The sequence below is a fragment of the Rhodohalobacter mucosus genome, from assembly GCF_003150675.1.
GTDB lineage: Bacteria > Bacteroidota > Rhodothermia > Balneolales > Balneolaceae > Rhodohalobacter > Rhodohalobacter mucosus.
In genome coordinates, this window is the sequence record NZ_QGGB01000003.1 from 187,181 (window position 1) to 208,314 (window position 21,134).

Genomic DNA, 21,134 nt, shown 5'->3' on the forward strand with positions numbered 1-21,134 from the left:
TCCCCGTAGGGATCCCCTTGGGAAGCTCATGTTATCTATATAATCTCTTTCATGTGAACCAGGTACGGTTTTACCACCGGTTTGGTCAGTGCAATGATATGTTTCGTGTCTGCCGCCTTTGAAAATTCGATGGCCTTGTCGTCATCATCCAGAATCCAGATACTTTCCGTTTCATATTTATACGCCTCGCTGAAACTCTCATCAGCATCCAGGTAAAAAGATACAGAGTCATCGTCGTGTGGCAAACCGGCCCGCTTGAGCTCCCGGGATGTACGGTCCCTGAAATCACCAAGCAGCTTTTTTTGCTCTTTTTTGCTGGTAAATGTGGTCTTGAACAATTTTCTGTTAAGGAAACGGGTTGAAAGGTCTGCAAGAATAGCGTCTTCCGCTTCAGACCATGATTTGATACTGATGTACACATCATGATCGTCCAGGCGCATATAATGATTCAGCATTTCGGATGTAATCTGTTTTCTGGCAGAAGGCCTCTCGGTCAGGAAATATCGAAGCGAATGTGAGGGAATAGGGGGAAGCTTATCGTGTTTCCACAGAAAGTGGACACGGCGAAAGATCTGTTTCAGAAGGGAGTCGGCTGATAGTACGGTTTTGTGCAGATACACCTGCATGTACATCAGTCTTCTGGACAGGATGTAATTTTCAATTGCATAGATTCCCTTCTTTTCGATTACCACATTTCCCTTAAATACCCGCATTGTTTTCAGAATCCGGTTTATTCCCACAGAACCTTCAGAAACGCCGGTAAAGAAACTATCCCTTTTAAGATAGTCGAGGCGGTCTATATCAAGCTGGGAGGAGATAAGCTGGTGCAGAAATTTTTTTGGATAGCGATCCGTAAAAATCCGAATAGCAGTTTCAAGGGCACCGTCAAATTCGGTATTCAGCTCCTGCATGATTCGCAGAGACATCATTTCATGGTTAAAGTCACGGATCAGGGAGTGTTCCAGTGTATGCGAGAGAGGGCCGTGGCCAACATCGTGCAGCAGGATGGCAATCAGTGTGCCGTTCAGCTCTGCTTCGCTGATGGTGGTGTCTTTTTCCCTCAAATTTTTCAGAACCCGCTGTCCCAGCTCCAGCGCTCCTATTGCGTGTGAAAACCTGGAGTGTTCGGCGGCAGGAAATACAAGATAGCCCAGTCCAAGCTGTCTGATACGCCTGAGGCGCTGGATATAGGCATGATCTATCAGCTTCAGGATAATTCCCTTTGGAACGGTAATAAACCCGTGAATAGGGTCGCTGAAAATTTTATACTGTTTGCTCTTATCCATTCTTATTCATTTTAAACAGATATTGACCGGGATTGGAAATTTCAGGAAGCCGGGCCGGCCTGTTTCGCTGAAGATCAAACCATACGCCCGTCGTTTCGCAAACCGCATTCAGCTTTTTCGTGCTTTCCGTGTAGAGTGCCTGTATCCCTTTAACACTACTGTTCCCCAGCTCTTTCATGGAAGAACCCACAATCACTCTTTCACCGCTGTAAACGGGACTCACATAATCCATTTCCAAATGTGCGAGAATAAATGATTTTCCTTCATTCATGGAAGCTTTCATCTCCGGAACATGATGGATGAAATCAATCCGGGCTTCTTCAAAATAAGTATTGAATACCGAATTGTTGACATGATTCAGCGGATCGAGGTCTCTGAATCTAACACTCAAAGTTTTCCAGTGAAAAAAAATGTCAGGATCGTATTCAGGTCTGTACATGGATTAACTGCGTTTTGGTGATGGTGAAAAGGTACATAGAAATCTTATTAAAGATGAATGCGGATCCGTTCAAATAGGTTTCCTATGATAGAGATCCGTTATGTATATTGACCACGATAATACTCAGACAAAACAGGCCGGCTTATTTATGATATTTGATACAAAAGCATTCGATTTTCTTGAAAAACTGCTCATTACACCAAGTCCTACAGGGTATGAATCACAAGGGCAAAAGGTCTGGAAATCCTATTTGGAGAATTATTCTGACAGGGTAGAAAGCGATGCCTATGGATCGGCCATTGCACGCCTTGATATAAATGCAGACGTCATAACTGTTATGCTCGAAGCGCATGCGGACGAAATTGGCATGGTTGTGCAGCACATCAGTGACGACGGATTTATCACGCTGAATAAGCTGGGAGGCAGCGATTCGACTATTGCACGCGCCAAACGTGTTCACATTCATAACAGGAACGGAATAGTATCAGGTGTTGTGGGCAATACGGCCATTCATCTGCAGGACAAAAAAAACGGCGGCGGTACGGAGCCTTCATGGAAAGATATTTTTGTTGATATAGGAGTATCAAGCAAAGAAGAAGCTCTCAGCCTGGTCCAGGTGGGCGACCCCGTAACCTACGTTGATCAGGTTGAGCTGCTGAATGATGAAATCATAACGGCAAGGGCCCTGGATAACCGCATTGGCGGATTTGTAATTGCACAGGTGATGAGGAATTTAAAGAAGAAGCGAAAAGACCTGAGCGTGAACGTGATAGCACTGAATTCGGTACAGGAAGAAGTAGGCGGGTTTGGTGCCAGAATGATGAGTTATCGCCATATGCCCGACCTGGCGCTCGTAACGGATGTGACTCATGCAACCGATTCCCCGGGCATCAATCAAAAAGAGCATGGTGCCGTTAAGATGGGGTCCGGCCCCTCAATTCAGCATGGCGGAGCAAACCATCCGCAGGTGGTACGGTTAATTGAAAAAGTGTCTGAAGAGAAAAAAATTGATATCCAGCACGAAGCTACCAGCGTGCGCACAGGAACGGATACGGACAGTATTTTCTACCAGCGTACCGGCATACCCAGCGCACTCATTTCACTTCCGCTGCGATATATGCATTCACCGGTTGAAACCGCATCCCTGAACGATGTAAAACAGCTTATCAACCTGATGACTCACACCGTACTTGCTTTGGAGCCTGATCATAGCTTTACGGCGCTGTAGGAGAGGGGAGTTGCGACTGGGTATTTTCGACTTGTGATGAGCGATTTGCGACTGTTATCAGAGTGTCAGGTTTAAGGCAAAAGGCAGAAAATAGACGAACTCTGATTGATTATATGCGAAAGCTTATCTGAGATCTCTTTATTCTCCGGTTGTCCCGAGAGTTAGGAACCAGTCACTTTCCACATTCTGCCTGTCAATCGTCTTCCCTTCGAGAAAAACACTTGGTTATTCGGCATTCTTCTTCTGTTCGTCGGTTCCCGACATCCTGCCGCCTGCACCCTGCCGCGTGCAGTTCAATTCGCGGAAGTCGCCTTCGGCTCGGAGTACAGTCCCTCGAATTCGGTATAGCCTTCCTGAAATCAGAAATTTTGCTTGTAACCTCCGTAATGTAATTCGTGGTTTTTCAACCATTCAGCCCGGAGGTTTTGGCCGTTGGCGCCCGTTGGGCTACCGATCAGATGTTCCTCCGGAACATGGTGAGAGTCATCTATAACTGGGGAGCAGATGAACAGAACAACCGATTAATGATAATTTGTTCGACTGTCACACTGATCACTGACACATTGACCCGGATGAACTCTGATTGACGTTATGCGATAATACGATATCAGAGTATTTTCACCCTGCCGCCTGCACCCTGCACCCTGAACCCTGAACCCTGAACCCTGAACCCTGAACCCTGAACCCTGAATCCTAAAACCCTTCCGGATTTTTTGACTGCCAGTTCCATGCGTCGCGGCACATTGTAACGAGATCGCGTTCGGTTTTCCAGTTTAGTTCCGATTCTGCCCTGGCGGGGTCGGCATAACATATGGCCGCATCACCGGGCCGTCGCGGTGCGATTTTATAGGGGATGGATATACCGGTCGCTTTTTCAAATGCTTTTACCACGTCAAGAACACTTGACCCGTTGCCCGTCCCCAGGTTGTAGGTCACAACACCGGGATTCTCTTCCAGTTTTTCAAGTGCTTTCAGGTGACCCACTGAAAGATCTGTTACATGTATGTAGTCGCGGACACCGGTTCCGTCGTGCGTGGGGTAGTCATCCCCGAATATGTTCAGTTTATCCAGTTTGCCTACTGCCACCTGCGTCACAAAAGGCATCAGATTATTCGGAATTCCGTTCGGATCTTCGCCGATCAATCCGCTTTCGTGCGCTCCTACCGGATTAAAGTATCGAAGCAGTGCAATATTCCATTCCGGGTCTGAGCGGTACAGATCCTTCAGTATGTACTCTATGGTAAGTTTGGTGCGCCCGTATGGATTCACAGCGGTAACCGGCGCGGTTTCGGGTATCGGGCTGGTTTCCGGATCACCGTAAACGGTTGCAGAAGAACTGAAGACAAGATTCTTTATCCCGGCTTCACTCATTGCTTCGCATAGGTTTACAGTTCCTGATATATTATTTTTATAATAAAGAAGCGGATCCTCCACGGATTCACCTACCGCTTTCAGTCCTGCAAAATGTATTACTCCGTCAAACGTATACTGCTTAAATAGCGATGAAAGCCCTTCAGTGTCCAGAAGGTCCAGTTTATGAAAGACCACTTCCTTTCCGGTGATCTGCCGGACCCGGTTTAACGACTCTGTTTTGCTGTTGTGGAGATTGTCCATAACAACCACGTCAAAACCGGCTTCAAGTAGTTCAAGTGTCGTATGGCTTCCGATAAATCCTGTTCCGCCGGTAACTAGAATTCGTTTCATAATGGTACGATGGTGAGGTGTATCCCTTTTAATTAATTGAAAGACGAGCAGGTATGTGTTGCATCATGTACGCTCAGACAATGTTGCTGAATTCATCCAGTATCTGGTTGCAATAAGCATCCATTCGGTCTGCAACTCCGTGAAGTTTTGCATCCGGAGCGTCCTCTTCGATGAGTGTTTTAGACTCTTCATAGATATCAATAATCACGTTCAGGTTCAGCATAAGTGCAGCAGGCTTAATTTTATGTCCGGCCCGACGAAGTTCTTCCATATCACGCGCAAGAACGTACTTTCTGAACTGCTCCCTGAACTCTGAAAAAGACTGCATGGAGGCTCCCGCAAACTCTTTGATATACTTTTCATCCTGATACAGCATTTCGCTGATCAGCTCAATATCCACAAGTGGGTTCTGATTACTCATAGTCCTGTTTTCTGCATTCTATTCATTGGCAGGCTCAGATACACCGTGGGGTGTGGGACGCCCGTTTTCATCAAGATGTACGAATACAATTTTATCAATCCTGATTATTGACTGTTTGGTAAATTTGTGACGCACTTCACACTTAACGGTGATGGATGTTGTTCCGAAATGTACCGTTTCCATGCCAATTTCTATGATATCACCCAGTTTCGCAGAGCTCACAAAGTCGATCTCCGACATGAACTTGGTTGCAATGTTGCTTTTCCCCAGCTGACATATCACATAAATGGCCGCTTCTTCATCAATCCAGGCCAGAACACTGCCCCCAAAGAGGGTGCCGTGTGCATTCAGGTCCTCAGGCTTGATCAGTTTGCGGCTGAAAAACCTCATTCCGGGATAAATATCAGGCATTGTTTAAAAATTGGATCGTGTTATAAAATGCGTGACCGGCAGATCGTGCATTTGTCTGTAGATTTAGATGTATCAAATCACAAGATACAAAAAGTTGGCTGAAGTATAAGATATGTGACGACCCATCTTTTTTACTTCAATTTGTAGCCCATCAGTATTAGGACTCACATGCAACCTGTTTATTACATTGGCCAAACCTTTAAATCCAAGCTTAACCCCGCGTTAACAGTTTGGTAACATGCTCGCTTTATCATTCCCCCGTAGTAACTCCAAGACTACTATCGACAATCAAATAACGGCAAAAGGGGTGCTCCTGATAAGGCACCCTTTTTCTTTTTGCTAACCTTTTCTATAATACACTTGTAACGATCTTCTATTAGAATTATCCTTATTATTGATAAATCATTTCGTATTGTACACTACAGCGAGCTTTAATAATCAACGATTACCCATGGAGTAATGAGGAAAATAGCTTTTACAAATCAAAAGGGCGGGGTTGGGAAAACAACTACGACGGTAAATACGGGTGCCGGTCTCGCTAATTTAGGGTACAGGGTTTTACTGGTTGATATGGATCCGCAGGCTAACCTGACCTACTCGGTTAAACTCAATTCAAACCGTATTGACAAGAATGTATACCATCTACTAAAAGGTGATGTAGCTGTTACAGACATCATCATGAAGCATAAACAGTTTGATATCCTTCCGTCATCCATCGAGCTTTCCGGAGCCGAAATGGAGCTTGTAAATATTCCCGCCAGGGAGATGCTGCTCAAGGATGCACTGCAGGAGGTAAGCGGAAAGTACGATTTTGTCCTTATTGACTGTCCGCCAAACCTTGGTGTATTAACCCTGAATGCATTTACGGCTGCTGATGAACTGGTAATCGTACTTCAGTCGGAATACCTTGCACTTCACGGATTGTCGAAACTGATGGATGTCATTCAGGTGGTTCAGCGACGCCTCAACAAGAATTTGAAAGTTGAAGGTATTCTTTGTACGCTGTACGACAATCGAAAAAACCTGAACAGGGAAGTGGTTGGACACATTCGCGATTACTTCGGTGCAAAGGTCTTTAACACGGTAATCAGGGATAATGTGGCGCTTGCCGAAGCCCCAAGTCATCATAAAACGATATTTGAATATGATGGTGAAAGCAACGGAGCCATCGACTATCAAATGTTTGCCAAGGAGATCAGAAACGGCCATTAGTCATCTACTCATCAATAGGATTGATATGAATACGAAAAAAAGCCTGGGCCATTTTCCACTTGGCTCTGACTATTCGGAACAATCGGATCTTTCGTTCATTCCGAATATCAATGGCGGTCATGAAGAGACAGAAATAAAGGGTTCAGTAACATCACTTTTTGAAGCTACTGCGAGTGACAGAGCGAAACGGCGTGCACATCTTTTCTCGGATGATGCGCTTTCCTCGGAGCTTGTTGAACGGGAAGTTCCCAGTTCTGAAGAACCGGCTAAACCGGTGAAGAAAAAAGTTGTTAGCTACTACCTGGAAGAGTCTCTTATTGAGCGCCTTAAATCTTACTCAGAAGCGATTGACGCTACCTACTCTTCTGTAGCTTCGGATGCGATAGAAAACTTTATCCTGGACAGGGGTTTTTAACAGGAACCGGTTCAGGCATTTACCTGATTCCGCACGAACACAATTTCTACCCTTACGGAATCCGGAACCTGATTCCGGTCCATTCGTACAGATAAGGCATCAAAAGATTATATGATACAGCCCGCATCGTATATCAGAAGTGCAATTATTGAAGCGGGTTTTCGATAAATTCTTCTTCTGTTCTGTAGGCCAGCTTCTGGCGGCGCTTTTCTTCATACTCTTCCATCACTTCACGCCTGGATTCATAGAGCCCACGCGCCGCAACCAAGGTTACAAGTATGCCCACCACTAGTACCAGTATTGTTACAGGTTCCATAACTTTCTGATTCGTTATTACTTACTATTGTTTCCTACTACAGCAACCGGGGCATAATCGTTCATCACAGGTGACACTTCCTGTCACCTGACCTGTTTACATTCAATCCGGGAAGAAATGATACAGTACAGACCTTATATTCCGGCATGATCCATATTTACAGAAGCAACCGGTTAAAAGAACACGCCGGATTACTGGCCGAATTACCGGAGTTGAGCGGGCACTCCGACCCGTTTCAATCAACACATATAATCGTTCCAAATCTGGATTCATCGCGGTGGCTGAAGCTGGAGCTTGCCCGGCAAAATGGTTTTGCTGGCAACTTATCCTTTATGCTGCCGGCAGAGTGGCAGTGGAACCAGATTCGAAAACTCTGGCCGGATATTCCAACCCTGCTTCCATCCGATCCGGAGCCTATGGCCTGGGCCTTGTTCAGAATGCTGACGGACCCTGACTACCTTTCTCAGTTTGATCTGCTTGAGCGCTATGTTAACTCACGGCTTTCCGGAATACGTGAAAATGCCATTTTTGAACTGGCGGGCATACTTTCGTCACTATTTGATCAGTATCAGATTTATCGTCCCCACATGCTGCTCGGGTGGCAGCAAGGAAGCACAAAAAAAAGGAAGGATGAGAAATGGCAGTCACGAATCTGGAAAGACCTCAATCAGTTCAAATCGGGTTCACGTTCAGATGAAACAGGCCTGAACAGGGCCGAACTGGTTCAGAAAACGATTTCTGCCTTGAAGAACGGCCAAATAGAAACGGACAGGGATATCTATGTTTTTAATCCCGGCTTGATTCCAAAACCGGTCGCTAAAATGCTGGAATTGTGGGGCAGAAGCTCCGACGTACATCTTTTTCTGATGACATCTATTGGACAGAGCCGATCTTCGGGTCAGGATATTCACCCTCTCATCTCATCACTGGGTGCTGAGGCTGAAGCCCAATCCCTTCTTTGGTCGTTCCATCCGGAGAAGACCCGGCTCAATGAGAATGAGTCTTTTTTGTTACCCGAAGGAAATGAACTTCTCCACCTCATTCAGCGGTCCATTGTAAAAAATGAACCATCCCCCGAAATTGATAAGCCTGCTGATGGCTTCGAAACGGTAAGGGTGGTGTCGTGCCACAGCCGTCTACGTGAAATTGAGGCCCTGTACGATTTTATCATGGAGTGCTTTGATAACGACAGCTCGCTCAGTCCGGAAGAAATTCTTGTAGTTACACCAGACCTTGACCCTTACCGGTCTTCAATTCATACGGTATTCGGACAAACTGAGTCCGGGCTGCCCGATATTCCATATTACCTGTCAAAGGGCATATCTTCTGAAGAATCAGAACTAATGAGAGCTGTAATACAGCTTTTTGATCTGCCTGAGTCCAGATTTGAGTTCCGTTCAGTAATGGATCTCTTTATGATGAGGCCTGTTCATACAAATTTTGGGCTGTCGCCGGAAGATGCCGCACGGGTGAAGCACTGGATGAAAGATAATCATGTTCACTGGGGACTAGATGAGGACCATCGCAGGGAGTATGACCAGCCCGGCTCATCACTTTACCATACCTGGAGCGCGGCCATGAGAAGAGGGTGGCTGGGTCAGCTGATGGCACCCGAGCCCGGAGAAATATACAGGAATGCTCTTCTCTATCCGGGAGTACAAACTCTATCAGATAAGGAGATATGGGCGGCATTCTCGGGTTTTCTGCAAATGCTGGATCAGTTTCGTGAAGATGCACAAAAAGAACGGCCTCCATCCAAATGGGTTGAGTTCCTTGAAAAGAGCCTATCTGACTTTCTGTCAGCCGAAGCCATGGAGGCTATTGAAAGCCATTTTATTAACAAAAGCCTGCAGAGGTTCAAAGATACCGTTGATATCGCAGAAGCAGACCGGCCTGTTAGCTATGGCATTGCAACAAAATGGTTAAAAAAACAGATATCCTCAGCCGGATCAGCGGGTGCACAATTCAACAGAGGAGTAACTTTCACATCCATGGTTCCGGTTCGAAGCATCCCTTTTCGGGTCATTGCAATGGTCGGACTGAATGAGGGTGTGTTTCCGCGAAAAATGACGTCTGCTGATTTTGACCTTATGCAGCTCTATCCGGACCCGACCGATCGCAACCGTAGAAACGAAGACCGGAATCTATTTTTGGAATCGATTTTGGCTGCCGAAGACGTACACTACTGCAGTTTTATTGGGCGCAGTCAGGCGGATAATGAACCTGTGCCACCGTCACCGGTGGTAAGCGAGTGGATTGCTTTTCTGTCGCGGTTTACGGGCCTGGAAGAGAAGAAGATTGTCACGCAGGTTCCGCTGACCGGATACTCGCCGTCCGCATACTCCGACGGCTATCAGGCTTGGTCTGATTCGGGATATAATACCGCCAAAGAACTCCGGAAAGGAGGGAAGTCCATAAACGGCTTGTATCGGGCGGATGTTGATTTAAGTGATACATTTAAAGGCGACAGGTACATTGAACTTCATAAGCTGCTCAATGTTGTCTCTAATCCAATTCAGGGGTTTCTGAAAGAGCAGTTCGGGGCGCGATTTTCGGGTTATGATGAAGAGAAGCAGGAGTTCGAGATTAACGGACTTCAGCGGCACATTCTATTCGACCGGTTATTTGGCTGGAAACTTCATAAGCGGACGGATATCGACTATGAGTCCGTATTACTGGGTTCAGGTATTCTTCCGGCAGGAAGGCCCGGAAAGATGGAATTCAGAGGGCTTTTGGATTCCGTCGAGCAGGCTGTGGCAATGATTGAGCAAGCGGGATTTGAACCAACATTACGAAATATTAGCGTGGAGTTAACGCTGAGCGGAAATCAAATCATGGGAGACATTCAAAGCTACTCGGATAGTCTCTACCTCGATCTTCGGGTTGCCCGAAAAACGGCTGCTGCACTTATCAGGTCCTGGGTAAGTCATTTGATGTTTTCGCTATTAAACCCTGAAAATGCAGGTGAATCGGTGCTGATCACTGATTTAAAGAACGACCCGATAAAAATAGTTTACTCAAAAACGGAAAATCCTTCCGAACTGCTTCAGCCATATCTTGAGTTGTTTGAAGAGTGTATATCAAAGCCGGTGCCGTTCTATCCCGAAACGGTACTTACATATATTGAAAACCTCGAAAAAGGAGAAGATGCCGCACGTGAAAAAGCTGCAAGGGCATTTGAGGGTACCGGTTACAAATACTCAAGGGCAGAACGGGATAACCTTTATACATCCGTTATGATGGGAACGGGGGTCAGCTTTCGGGATGAGATGCTGGATGAGAGGTATTGCAGCCTGGTCAGGGACATGCTTCAACACCTAAGGGAGGAGAAATGAAGCGACTTGAATCGGTATTTGACCTGAACTGGAAACCCCGGTTGGTGGTAGAAGCTTCCGCCGGTACCGGAAAAACGTATACCATCGTCGGGCTCTATATCAGGCTGCTTCTCGAAAAGAAACTCAGTGTGGACCAAATCCTGGTCATGACATTCACCAATAAAGCTACGTCTGAACTGAGAGGGCGAATACAAAACAGGCTGCAGGAATGTACAGACGTACTTAAATCGGGGTATGAGGGAGATGATGTATTTCTTAAGGAATGTTCCAACCGATACGGAGGGGCAGGGAAAAGTGAGCATCTTGGCCTATTAATAAACGCAATTAGAAATTTTGACGAAAGCCGGATCTTTACCATTCACGGTTTCTGTCAGAGAGTGCTTAGTGAAGAGGCCCTTTATGCAGGAGTTCCGTTTGATATGGATATCATTCAGCATGATACCCTGTTACTTGAGGCTGCAGAAGATTACTGGCGTGATTTTGTAGACCGGAACGGTGAATCAGTGGGAGGTGAACTGGAAATTGCAAAACTGATGAAACTGGGGAAGTCTCCGCGTGAACTGATAGGCAGGGATGGTTTATTGACACTTTTCAGATCTGCTGGGGCCAGGATCGAAGGCGATCTGCATCCGGATCCATCCTCAATTTTTGAAAAGGCATGGACCTTGCGTAAGAATATGAGAGAAGAGTGGAGTGAAAATCGTGAAAAGGTTAGAGCCGAATTGCTTGTGAGTGGTTTAAGCGGTTACACGGAGAGAAATGTGACAGGCAGGGTACGCAAGATGGATGATTTTCTGCACGACCCAAAGCTGAAAAAGGATTCATTTGATCAGCTGAAATATTTTCTCGCTGAAACGGTATATGATGAATCAAACCTTACCCAAAAGAGCCGCCGCCTTCCCGAAAAGCTTCGGTTTTTTGACCTCTGCAGCGAGTACAATGCATTGCTGGATGATCTCAAACGTGCAGAGACGGCACTCATTTATAATACCTGGAAAGACATCGTAGAGAGGAGAGAAGAAAAATCATCTCAATCGGGTTCAATGACTTACGATGACCTCCTCATAAGGCTTTCTGATGTCTTGAAAGATGAAACCGTGGGGCTGCAGCTTCGAAGAAAACTTTTGCAAAGTTATCCGTTTGCTCTGGTGGACGAATTTCAGGACACCGATGGTATTCAGTACGAAATCTTTAACTCCATCTACCCGAAAGAAGGCGAGAAGTCAGGGTTACTGATGATTGGTGACCCAAAGCAGGCTATTTATGCATTCAGGGGTGCGGATGTTTACACGTATTTCAGAGCGAAAAAGGAGGGTGACCCAGAAACCTGGTCGCTTGGAAAGAACTTTCGCAGCACACCGGGTCTTATCAATGCTGTAAATCGCCTGTTTGACGCTACCGGGGCGAAACCGTTTCTTGAAGCTGAAATTGATTTTAAGCCCACGGAAGCCGGACTTCCGGAGAGGGAAAATGAATATCGTACCGGCAGCGCACCCACCGCCCCGTTTCGCTTTATCCTGAAAAAGGGTATTGAAAAGAACAAAAACAGCGCCAGACACGATATCTACAATCAGACTGTTGCGCAGGTCATAGATATTCTTAATGATGATTCGAATCGGATATTGGATGACAAGACAAACGGGATGAGGCGGGTTGAGGCCGGCGATATTGCAGTTTTGATCAACAGCCACCGTGATGCCATGCACATTAAAGAGCAGTTGAAAGAGGTGGGCATCGATTCGGTAACCTATTCGCAGCAGAAAGTATTTGATACGTTTGAGGCCTTTCGTGTTGAAATGGTGATGAACGCAATTTTAAATCCATTCGACCGCACAGCAGTTAACAATGCACTGTTAAGCGGATTGTTTGGCAGTGATCTTCGCCGGCTGGCGAAACTGAGCGATGACGATGAAGCGCATCAGGGTATATTGAATGAACTGCAGGACCTTCACGAAATCTGGAAAAAACGAGGCTTTATGCCTGCTTTCAGGAAACTGATCAGAAATGACGGTCGAATGGAGCAAATTGCGTCGTGGAAAGATGCAGAGCGTATTTTTATGAATCTTCATCAGCTGGTTGACCATGCAGCGATGGTTGAAACTCAGCAAAATCTGGATCCTGTATCACTGCATATGTGGTTTATCGACGAGATGATGAATCCTGACAAGAGTGATGAGCAGTCGCTTCTTTTGGAAAGCGATCGCAATCTGGTGAAAATCAGCACCATTCACGGCAGCAAGGGACTTGAGTTTCCCATCGTAATATGTCCTGATCTTTGGGAAGGCAAGGATTTAAAAGATCAGTTTATCAGGTATCACAAAAAAGATTCAGGCCGGCTCACCCTCAATATTGATTGCCTTGAAACAGAGGATCGGGAAACTGCAAAAAGAGAAGGGAAAATTGAATCCATTGCTGAGGAGATCAGAAAAGTATATGTGGCGCTTACCCGTGCAAAATATGAGTGCAGAGTAATTTGGGTTACCCACCAGAAGAGTCACCTTTCGGGACTTGGGGCAGCGTTACAGGGTAAAGAACCCGTTCTGGATCGGCTGGATACGAAAATTAAAGAGGGTGGGCTTCTAGACGAAGAAACATTGCTTAGTCCGCTTATGAGGCTCGCTGATGAGTATCCGCATTTGATTGCTGTAGAATCGTTCATCGAAACCAAGGGCATGGTGCAGTATTCCTACTCCGGCATGCCGTTGGAAACACTTCAAAAAAGATCCTATAACGGTAGGTCAGTGATTGAGGTTGGTCAAAGGGTCGAAAGTTTTTCATCGCTGGCGGGGCATCATTCCGATACATCCGAACCCGATTATGATCAGGTCACAGGCAGATACGCCGACCTTCTCGGAACCCCTGTAACGGCTCTTCAGGAATTAACCATTTTTGGTTTTCCCAAAGGCCCGGTTGCAGGTACCGCAATTCACAAAATATTTGAGCATAGCGATTTTCGCTTTGATACCGCTATGAAAGCGGATCATTCAGAACTGATACATCAGGTATTGGGCTCATACGGTATTGGCGATGAGTGGATCCCCGTGGTACAGACTATGATCAGGGATGTAACGGGTGCGGCCCTGGGTGAGTTGGACCTTTCGAAAATTGAGCCTGAAGATGAACTCCGGGAGATGGAGTTTCACTTTCCCATATCAAAGCCAAAGGCAGAAAACCTATATAGAATAATTAGGAATAAAGACTATAAACCAATCGGAAGTAGTAATTTAAATCATTTTTTAACAGGTTTTATAGATTTAATTGTCAGGCAGAACGGGAAGTACTATGTGCTCGATTATAAATCCAATTACCTTGGTGACATGCCGGAAGATTACAGCAGCGGGGCGCTTGAAGCGGAGATGCAGGCTGCCGGATACGATTTGCAATATCATCTGTACATGGTTGCCCTCAAAAAATATCTGCAGAGGAGGATACCCGGTTTCAGCTATAATGAGCACGTAGGCGGTGCCTGTTATCTGTTTGTAAGGGGAATGCAGAAGCAATCATCACACTCGGTTTACTTTGACAGGCCCGATGAAGAGCTTATCGTTAAGCTGGAAGAAAACCTGGAGGGGAGATCAGATGGGTGATGGCGCAGTTAAACCGGCATGGTTTCGTCAGGGTCTCGAAGCAGGGTGGATTCGCAGGTCCGAGGAGGAACTGGTCCGTTTTTTAGAGGGCGAATTTGGAGAACTGAATCAAAGTGAACTGCTGATATCAGTTTTTTTATCGCTCTTTGAAGAGGAGGGACATGTTGTTCTGCCTCTCTATAAGACACCCCCGGAGTGGGGAGAGATTCTGGGCGTGGATCATCAGGGAATATCTGTTTTACGTAGTTATGCTTCGTCATTTGAGATTAGTGAATTATCGGATAGTGCCCTGACAGGGAAGCCGGGAGAAATGGCGCCCTACATTATGGACAAAATCCGTGAAAAAAGTTTTGTGTCCATAAACAGGTACCGGAACTATGAAGAGAAAATCGACTCGCTGATACGCAAAAAAAGCAGCGCCACCGCTGAAATTTCGGAACCCGAAAAGTTGAAAAAGCAGCTTGATGAGCTATTTGACAATGTCTTGATACCCGACTGGCAAAAAGCAGCAGCGGCTCTATCTTTTTTAAAAACATTTTTGATCATCTCCGGCGGGCCCGGTACCGGAAAAACAACTACGGTAGCACGGATCATCGCCCTTCATCAGAACCTGAACCTGGGCAAACTTAAAATCGGTCTTGCCGCACCTACGGGTAAAGCGGCCGGCAGAATGGGAGAGGCTATTCAGAAAGAGATGAGCGGGTTTGAATTATCTGATGAAATGCTTGCCAATATCCCCACAGAGGCGAAAACAATTCACCGGATGCTTTCCGGGACCTCTCAAAAAGGCTTGCTTCCCGACGCGGAAAAGCGAAAGCTTCATTACGATTTGTTGATTGTGGATGAAGCGTCCATGATTGATCTTCGGATGATGTACCGGCTGTTGACCGCATTGGATGAGCGCACCCGGCTTATACTTCTGGGAGACCGAAGTCAGCTGGCATCTGTGGAGGCCGGCTCAGTATTTGCAGACCTGTGCAGAAAAACGAAAAATGGTTTCAGTGAGGAGATAGCCGAAAAGCTGTCGGATATCACCGGGTTTGATTTACCGGTGAGTGGTGCAGCTGAAGCTGACGGATTGCATGATGCAACAATCTATCTGACTAAAAGTTTTCGATTTGATGAATCAAGCGGGATTGGAAAACTGGCAGCCCTTGTAAAAGCTGATGGCAGGAAAGACCTGGTTAGGGCTGATGAACCTGAAGAACTTTTTGAATCCCTGGGTGATATTGAACATTCATCTTTCACATTTAACGGTGAAAATCTTCGGAAACTGGCCGACGACCTGCTGGACCGTCTGGAGAAAACCGCCGCGATCGATGATCCGGAGACCATGCTCAAATTCTGGAAGGAGGGTGCAATGCTCACCTGCCACAGACGGGGTCTTGAGGGTTCCGATAGGCTGAACGCATACATGGAACAGATGATAGCAGCGTCCAGAAAACTGCCAATTTCAGATGGCTGGTATCACGGGCGTCCGGTGATTATAACGAGGAACGACTACAGCCTGGGTGTATTCAACGGAGATACCGGTGTCTGCGTGAGGGAAGAAGGAAAATCGGGCTCATACAGGGTTTGGGTGGATTCGGCCGGTGGCATGAAGCCCATACACCCGAACCGGCTGATGCATGTAAATCCGGCCTACTTCCTGACAGTTCACAAAAGCCAGGGATCAGAATACAATCGCGTCACCCTCTTGCTGCCGTCCGAAGACAGCCCGGTACTCACAAGGGAGTTGCTCTATACAGCCATAACAAGAGCGAGAAGTGAATTCCGCCTCCTGGGATCGCTGGAACTGTTCTGCAAGGGGATCAACCGTGAAACCGAGCGATTTACGATGCTGGGGATGCGGTGATGGGCATTTTTCTGGAAAGATTGACCAAATGATACGTTTGGAGATCCCCCCGCTACGGTCTGCGGCCTGCGCTCGGTATGACAGGGCAATGGGAAAACAGCGGCGGCGCAATCAAATACCAAAAATGTGATCAAATCTTTCCCGCGCCGCCAAGTACCTTCCGTGCTTTCTGTGGCAATACCTGTCATGTTCCGACCTCCGCGCCCTCTGGGCCTTGGCTGTGAATCAAGCCGCCGGCAATTAATTACCGGCTCGTGCATGCCGCCCTCGATGCCTCGGGCTTGGTTGCAATGCCGTAATTACTGATTGAGAAAAAACCCGCAAAGCGGGGTGACATACACGAACGAGGGATTCAACCCTCGTGCCAGGGCGCGCAGATTCAGTCATTTTTGAGTTCAATGTCATGTTCTCACCACTTATTCCTTCCGTGCATACCGCAGCAATACCCGCCGTGTTCCAACATCCACCAACCCCTCCGTGTCCTCAGCGCCTCAGCGGTGAACCTCTTCTGATTATGTGAATATCCTCATCATTTGGGATGCCAATGCATTCTTCCCTATTTTCATCCGCTGATAGCTAAAACAACCAATCCCGAAGACTCGGGACTGCGAACTGCACGCAGCCAACAATTAAGAAACAAGTAACCAATCAGATCATCACATGAAACACGCACTCGTCACCGGGGCAGCAGGATTTATCGGATTTCATCTGTCCAAACGATTATTGAGAGAGGGATACAAGGTTACCGGATTCGATAACGTGAACGATTACTACGACGTTACGCTAAAATACGGCCGCATGAAAGAGCTAGGCGTGGATCACGAGCATCTGGATGAACAGGATCCGGATTCTGCATTTCAATTTGTGAAGGGAGAGCTGTCCGACCGTAAGGATATGGAATCACTTTTTGGCGGGAATGATTTTGATGTAGTTGTCAACCTGGCCGCGCAGGCCGGAGTGCGGTATAGTCTTGAGAACCCACACGCCTACATAGAGAGCAACATTGACGGCTTTTTAAATATCCTGGAAGGCTGCCGTTATGGCGGGGTGGAGCATCTGGTGTATGCTTCTTCAAGTTCCGTTTATGGGTCCAACAAGGAGATGCCGTTCAAAACATCCGATCGCGTGGACAATCCCGTCAGCCTCTATGCCGCCACCAAAAAGAGCAATGAGCTGATGGCACACACCTATTCTCATCTCTATGATATACCGGCTACCGGACTGCGGTTTTTCACCGTTTATGGTCCATGGGGCAGGCCGGACATGGCGCTATTCATCTTCACCAAGGCAATAGTGGAGGGCCGGCCGATCCAGGTGTTCAACTACGGTGAGATGCAGAGAGATTTTACCTATATCGACGACATTGTGGAGTCGATTACGCGTCTCATCCCCAAAGCTCCGGAATCAGATAACGGAGCACCCCACAACCTGTTCAATATCGGCCACAATAGCCCGGTGAAGCTGATGGACTTCATTCAAGAAATAGAGAAAAATCTTGGCAAGGAAGCCGACAAGCAGATGATGCCCATCCAGCCCGGCGACGTTCCCGCCACCTGGGCCGATGTTACCGATCTGTATGATATGATCGACTACAAGCCTAAAGTAGGCATGGAAGAAGGGGTAAAAGCGTTTATTGATTGGTACAAGGGTTATTATGGGGTGTAGGCATTGGCCGAAGGCCAATGGGTAGTTGAACGTTGTTGGTTGTCAGTTGTATGCAGTTCGCAGTTCTGAGAATTCAGGTTTGTCTGTTGTCAGTAGTAAGAAAAGACGGATTGAATCAACAGCTGAAGGCGCGCAATCAACAGCACGATCTGCAGGCAGGGGATAAATCTAAAAATAACGTGGAATAATGACCTGAGACTTCACAGATTAAAACCCATTGTAACCGTATGTAACGCCACTGTAGTAAACACAGGGCATGAATGTGCTATCATTCCCAAAACAATGTTCTCAATAATTCCAAGAGGTCAAATAAAAGTCGCTGACCCAGATCCTCTCATTTGATTCTTCTGAGAGCAAGATCAATCTTTTTCTGTTTCTCTGTTTCTCTGTTTCTCTGTTTCTCTGTTTCTCTGTTTCTCTGTTTCTCTGTTTCTCTGTTCCTCTGTTTCTCTGTTTCTCTGTTCCTCTGTTCCTCAGTTTCCTCCACAATCCTCTTTAATAAATCCCCCGCAAACCGTATCTTGACAAAAAATTATCAGATGCAGGTTTAAACCCAAAATCCCCAACCACCTCCGCGACCTTAGCGTCTCTGCGGTGATTCCCCCTTTTTAATACCCCGTACCAACCCGTGAGCGACGACAAAAAACAGACCCCGGAGCAGGCCCCGACAGACAAACCTGAAATCCGCTATGTACCCATTGAATACATGCCGGGGATGCACGACGATGACGACGAAATTGACCTGCTAGAGCTCGCCAAAAAAATCTGGGACGGCCGGTGGACCATCATAAAAATCACCGGTGTCTTTATTCTGCTCGGTCTCTTCTGGGCGCTCTTCAGCCCGGTGGAGTACGAGAGTGAAGCCATCCTCATGCCGGAAATACAGGTCCAGGAAACAGGTGGAACGGCAGGGCGTTTATTGCAGCAATTTGGAGGTGCTTTCGGACTTGGTGGGATTGGTGCCGAGGGTATGCCGGCAGGTACCATTCCGCCGCTGCTCTACCCGCGCATTGTGAACAGCTTGCCGTTCCAGCTGGAGCTGCTGAACCATGAAGTGGAGTTCCGCGACTATGGGGTCACCACCACATGGCCCGATTTTCTGGAGATTCACTACCCGACGCCCCTGGCAACGCTTGCAGTCGATTATACCGTGAAGCTGCCGTTAACTGTTCTGAGTGGCGTGCGCTCACTTTTTGAGGATGACCCGGATAGTCTGCTCGCAACACTTCCGGATGATCCAACCCAGTCGCAATACATCTCTATTACGGAAGAGCAGCAGGAACTGGTAAATCAGCTTCGCGAACGCATCTCGGTCAGCCAGGACGAGGAGACCGGCCTGCTCACCACCCGCGTGAAACTGCAGGATGCGCGGGCGTCGGCAGAACTGAACCGGTTTCTGATTGAACGCCTGAAGGAATACGTCATTGACTATCGCTTGGAAAAGGCACGTCAGAATTTGGAGTTTGCTCAGGATCAGCTTGCCGAGGCAGAAACACGATTTGAAGAAACCCAAGTGGCTCTCGCAGAGTTTCAGGACCGGAATGTATCACTGGGGACCGCCAGGGCCCAGATTGAGCTGGAGCGCCTGCAGGACGAAAAAAACCTGGCATTTAATGTTTACAGTTCTGTTGCCCAGCAGGTGGAACAAGCAAGGCTAACACTTCAAGAGCAGACTCCCATTTTTAAAGAGGTGCAGGCGGTGACGGTGCCTAGTGAGAATAGTGACCCGAACAGGCCTATGGTGTTGGTGGTGTTTACACTATTGGGAGGCATACTGGCTGTTGGATATGTTTTTATCAGTCCATTGGTTTCTAATCTCGGTGATCATTTAAGTTGATCTGTGGTATCCTCAGTTACTTTTAAAATAAAGCGGAATTTCTGTTTTGCATAACAGTCTAAATGATAGATTACTAAGTGTTACTCTAATTTACTGGCCTTGATGTTTTAGGAGAGAATTTGCTCTGATTGATTGGAAATGAATCTGTTAAATGAGATGTAGCTGATGTTTAAATTTGATGAGTGGACTTCCAAAAAAAGAAGAAAGAATTAAAAAGTATGGATCTAATATAGCTTTGACGATTAATCAAATGTAGTGTTGATAGTTAAGTGTTGTTTAAAAGAAAAGAAAAAACAATAATTAAATAAAACATAAAACCATCTTTAAGTGTTTCGAATATTTATTATTGAAGAAATCAGTAGTACGAATAATCTTATATTAAGAATATTAATAAAATAAATAATTAGTAATGCTAAACGGAAAATCTATACTCATTACAGGCGGTACAGGATCTTTAGGAAAAGCGTTAACTAAACATATTTTTGAGAAATATCCTGACATTAAGAGACTGGTAATATTTTCTCGGGATGAGCAGAAGCAATTCCAGATGGGTCAAGAATATCCAAATGACAAATATCCCCAAATAAGATTTTTTATTGGGGATATTCGAGATGAACAACGTATAAAACGTGCATTACAAGCAATTGATTACGTGATACATGCAGCGGCTATGAAACATGTACCGATTGCTGAATACAATCCAATGGAATGTATTCGTACGAATGTATTGGGAGCTGAGAATCTAATCAATGCATGTCTCGAAACAGAAGTTAAGAGAGTAGTTGCTCTTTCAACGGATAAAGCAGCTGCTCCAATTAACCTTTATGGGGCAACGAAGCTTACTTCTGATAAGCTGTTTATTGCAGCAAATAATATAAGAGGCTGGAATCCGATTAAATTTTCTGTGGTGAGATATGGAAATGTCATGGGATCAAATGGATCTGTTATTCCTTTCTTTTTGAAAAAGAAAAAAGAAGGGGTTTTGCCTATTACCGATCCAAATATGACGCGCTTCAATATTTCTCTTCAGGGTGGGGTAAACATGGTGATGCACGCACTTGAATATGCATGGGGAGGAGAGTTGTTTGTTCCTAAAATTCCATCGTATCGCATTATGGATGTTGCCGAAGCTATTGGACCAAAATGTGAGAAACCGATAATAGGTATCAGGCCGGGAGAAAAAGTTCATGAAGAAATGATTACGGCATCTGATTCTTTTAATACATACGACTTAGGAAAATATTATGCCATTCTTCCACAGGTGCCACGGTTTAAGTTGAAAGATTTTATTAAACAAAATAATGCCAAACCGGTGGAACAAGGCTTCCGCTACAATTCCGGTGAAAATGAGGAATGGGAAACAGTAGAAAGCCTGCGCAAGCTTATCAAAGAACATGTTGACCCAACATTTGAGGTTTAGAGC

At 46.2% G+C, this 21,134-nt stretch carries 15 protein-coding genes; 9 read left to right on the plus strand and 6 right to left on the minus strand.

What is annotated here, in order from left to right; genetic code table 11:
• Positions 1–35: 35 nt before the first annotated feature.
• Together DDZ15_RS04045 and DDZ15_RS04050 are read right to left on the minus strand one after the other, a co-directional pair.
• Positions 36–1,286 carry an HD domain-containing protein gene (locus DDZ15_RS04045; RefSeq protein ID WP_109645147.1) on the minus strand — a complete coding sequence of 417 codons (1,251 nt, stop codon included), beginning with the start codon at positions 1,284–1,286 and terminating at the stop codon, positions 36–38.
• On the minus strand, positions 1,279–1,725 hold the full coding sequence (locus DDZ15_RS04050; RefSeq protein ID WP_109645149.1) for an acyl-CoA thioesterase: 447 nt from the start codon (positions 1,723–1,725) through the stop codon (positions 1,279–1,281). Before DDZ15_RS04050 ends, DDZ15_RS04045 begins: the two co-directional genes overlap by 8 nt.
• Positions 1,726–1,873: 148 nt before the next feature.
• Between DDZ15_RS04050 and DDZ15_RS04055 the strand changes: the two genes are divergently transcribed.
• Positions 1,874–2,953, plus strand: coding sequence for a M20/M25/M40 family metallo-hydrolase (locus tag DDZ15_RS04055; RefSeq protein ID WP_109645760.1), 1,080 nt, complete (start codon positions 1,874–1,876; stop codon positions 2,951–2,953).
• A 693-nt stretch (positions 2,954–3,646) separates the two neighbouring features.
• Here DDZ15_RS04055 and galE read toward each other — a convergent pair.
• The 3 genes from galE to DDZ15_RS04075 form a co-directional block, all read right to left on the minus strand.
• Positions 3,647–4,657 (minus strand): UDP-glucose 4-epimerase GalE, encoded by a 1,011-nt coding sequence (galE, locus tag DDZ15_RS04065; protein ID WP_109645153.1) that lies wholly within the window; start codon positions 4,655–4,657, stop codon positions 3,647–3,649.
• A 73-nt stretch (positions 4,658–4,730) separates the two neighbouring features.
• Positions 4,731–5,078 carry a taurine dioxygenase gene (locus tag DDZ15_RS04070; protein WP_242978871.1) on the minus strand — a complete coding sequence of 116 codons (348 nt, stop codon included), beginning with the start codon at positions 5,076–5,078 and terminating at the stop codon, positions 4,731–4,733.
• 18 nt (positions 5,079–5,096) lie between these two features.
• On the minus strand, positions 5,097–5,489 hold the full coding sequence (locus DDZ15_RS04075) for an acyl-CoA thioesterase (RefSeq protein WP_242978872.1): 393 nt from the start codon (positions 5,487–5,489) through the stop codon (positions 5,097–5,099).
• 459 nt (positions 5,490–5,948) lie between these two features.
• Here DDZ15_RS04075 and DDZ15_RS04080 point away from each other — a divergent pair, with 459 nt between their 5' ends.
• Together DDZ15_RS04080 and DDZ15_RS04085 are read left to right on the plus strand one after the other, a co-directional pair.
• The gene (locus tag DDZ15_RS04080) at positions 5,949–6,701 is read left to right on the plus strand and encodes a ParA family protein (RefSeq protein ID WP_109645155.1); all 753 of its coding nucleotides are present in this window, start codon (positions 5,949–5,951) and stop codon (positions 6,699–6,701) included.
• A gap of 25 nt (positions 6,702–6,726) precedes the next feature.
• The gene (locus tag DDZ15_RS04085; protein ID WP_109645157.1) at positions 6,727–7,116 is read left to right on the plus strand and encodes a hypothetical protein; all 390 of its coding nucleotides are present in this window, start codon (positions 6,727–6,729) and stop codon (positions 7,114–7,116) included.
• A gap of 145 nt (positions 7,117–7,261) precedes the next feature.
• Here DDZ15_RS04085 and DDZ15_RS16675 read toward each other — a convergent pair whose 3' ends face one another.
• Complete coding sequence (locus DDZ15_RS16675; RefSeq protein WP_158278615.1) at positions 7,262–7,432, minus strand: hypothetical protein; 171 nt, start codon at positions 7,430–7,432, stop codon at positions 7,262–7,264.
• Between the two features lie 146 nt (positions 7,433–7,578).
• On the opposite strand from DDZ15_RS16675, the gene DDZ15_RS04090 reads away from it, so the two are divergent.
• The 6 genes from DDZ15_RS04090 to pseB all read left to right on the plus strand — a co-directional run bounded on the left by DDZ15_RS04090 (position 7,579) and on the right by pseB (position 21,131).
• Positions 7,579–10,767 (plus strand): exodeoxyribonuclease V subunit gamma, encoded by a 3,189-nt coding sequence (locus tag DDZ15_RS04090; RefSeq protein WP_109645159.1) that lies wholly within the window; start codon positions 7,579–7,581, stop codon positions 10,765–10,767.
• Positions 10,764–14,354, plus strand: coding sequence for an exodeoxyribonuclease V subunit beta (gene recB / locus DDZ15_RS04095; protein WP_109645161.1), 3,591 nt, complete (start codon positions 10,764–10,766; stop codon positions 14,352–14,354). The genes DDZ15_RS04090 and recB overlap by 4 nt, the downstream gene beginning before the upstream one ends.
• Positions 14,299–16,209: an exodeoxyribonuclease V subunit alpha gene (recD, locus tag DDZ15_RS04100; protein ID WP_109645163.1), complete on the plus strand. Its 1,911-nt coding sequence runs from the start codon at positions 14,299–14,301 to the stop codon at positions 16,207–16,209. Before recB ends, recD begins: the two co-directional genes overlap by 56 nt.
• Before the next feature lie 660 nt (positions 16,210–16,869).
• Positions 16,870–17,874, plus strand: a complete 1,005-nt coding sequence (locus tag DDZ15_RS04105) for an NAD-dependent epimerase (RefSeq protein ID WP_109645165.1) — start codon at positions 16,870–16,872, stop codon at positions 17,872–17,874.
• A 628-nt stretch (positions 17,875–18,502) separates the two neighbouring features.
• Entirely contained in the window at positions 18,503–19,711 is a 1,209-nt protein-coding gene (locus DDZ15_RS04115) for a Wzz/FepE/Etk N-terminal domain-containing protein (RefSeq protein ID WP_109645169.1), read from the plus strand.
• Between the two features lie 409 nt (positions 19,712–20,120).
• Positions 20,121–21,131 (plus strand): UDP-N-acetylglucosamine 4,6-dehydratase (inverting), encoded by a 1,011-nt coding sequence (pseB, locus tag DDZ15_RS04120; RefSeq protein WP_109645171.1) that lies wholly within the window; start codon positions 20,121–20,123, stop codon positions 21,129–21,131.
• The last annotated feature ends 3 nt before the right edge of the window (positions 21,132–21,134 follow it).

Excerpts from the sequence above, each read along its gene's own strand:
- DDZ15_RS04045 (WP_109645147.1), bottom strand. The coding sequence starts at position 1,286 with ATGGATAAGAGCAAACAGTATAAAATTTTCAGCGACCCTATTCACGGG.
- DDZ15_RS04050 (WP_109645149.1), bottom strand. The coding sequence starts at position 1,725 with ATGTACAGACCTGAATACGATCCTGACATTTTTTTTCACTGGAAAACT.
- DDZ15_RS04055 (WP_109645760.1), top strand. The coding sequence starts at position 1,874 with ATGATATTTGATACAAAAGCATTCGATTTTCTTGAAAAACTGCTCATT.
- galE (WP_109645153.1), bottom strand. The coding sequence starts at position 4,657 with ATGAAACGAATTCTAGTTACCGGCGGAACAGGATTTATCGGAAGCCAT.
- DDZ15_RS04070 (WP_242978871.1), bottom strand. The coding sequence starts at position 5,078 with ATGAGTAATCAGAACCCACTTGTGGATATTGAGCTGATCAGCGAAATG.
- DDZ15_RS04075 (WP_242978872.1), bottom strand. The coding sequence starts at position 5,489 with ATGCCTGATATTTATCCCGGAATGAGGTTTTTCAGCCGCAAACTGATC.
- DDZ15_RS04080 (WP_109645155.1), top strand. The coding sequence starts at position 5,949 with ATGAGGAAAATAGCTTTTACAAATCAAAAGGGCGGGGTTGGGAAAACA.
- DDZ15_RS04085 (WP_109645157.1), top strand. The coding sequence starts at position 6,727 with ATGAATACGAAAAAAAGCCTGGGCCATTTTCCACTTGGCTCTGACTAT.
- DDZ15_RS16675 (WP_158278615.1), bottom strand. The coding sequence starts at position 7,432 with ATGGAACCTGTAACAATACTGGTACTAGTGGTGGGCATACTTGTAACC.
- DDZ15_RS04090 (WP_109645159.1), top strand. The coding sequence starts at position 7,579 with ATGATCCATATTTACAGAAGCAACCGGTTAAAAGAACACGCCGGATTA.
- recB (WP_109645161.1), top strand. The coding sequence starts at position 10,764 with ATGAAGCGACTTGAATCGGTATTTGACCTGAACTGGAAACCCCGGTTG.
- recD (WP_109645163.1), top strand. The coding sequence starts at position 14,299 with ATGAAGAGCTTATCGTTAAGCTGGAAGAAAACCTGGAGGGGAGATCAG.
- DDZ15_RS04105 (WP_109645165.1), top strand. The coding sequence starts at position 16,870 with ATGAAACACGCACTCGTCACCGGGGCAGCAGGATTTATCGGATTTCAT.
- pseB (WP_109645171.1), top strand. The coding sequence starts at position 20,121 with ATGCTAAACGGAAAATCTATACTCATTACAGGCGGTACAGGATCTTTA.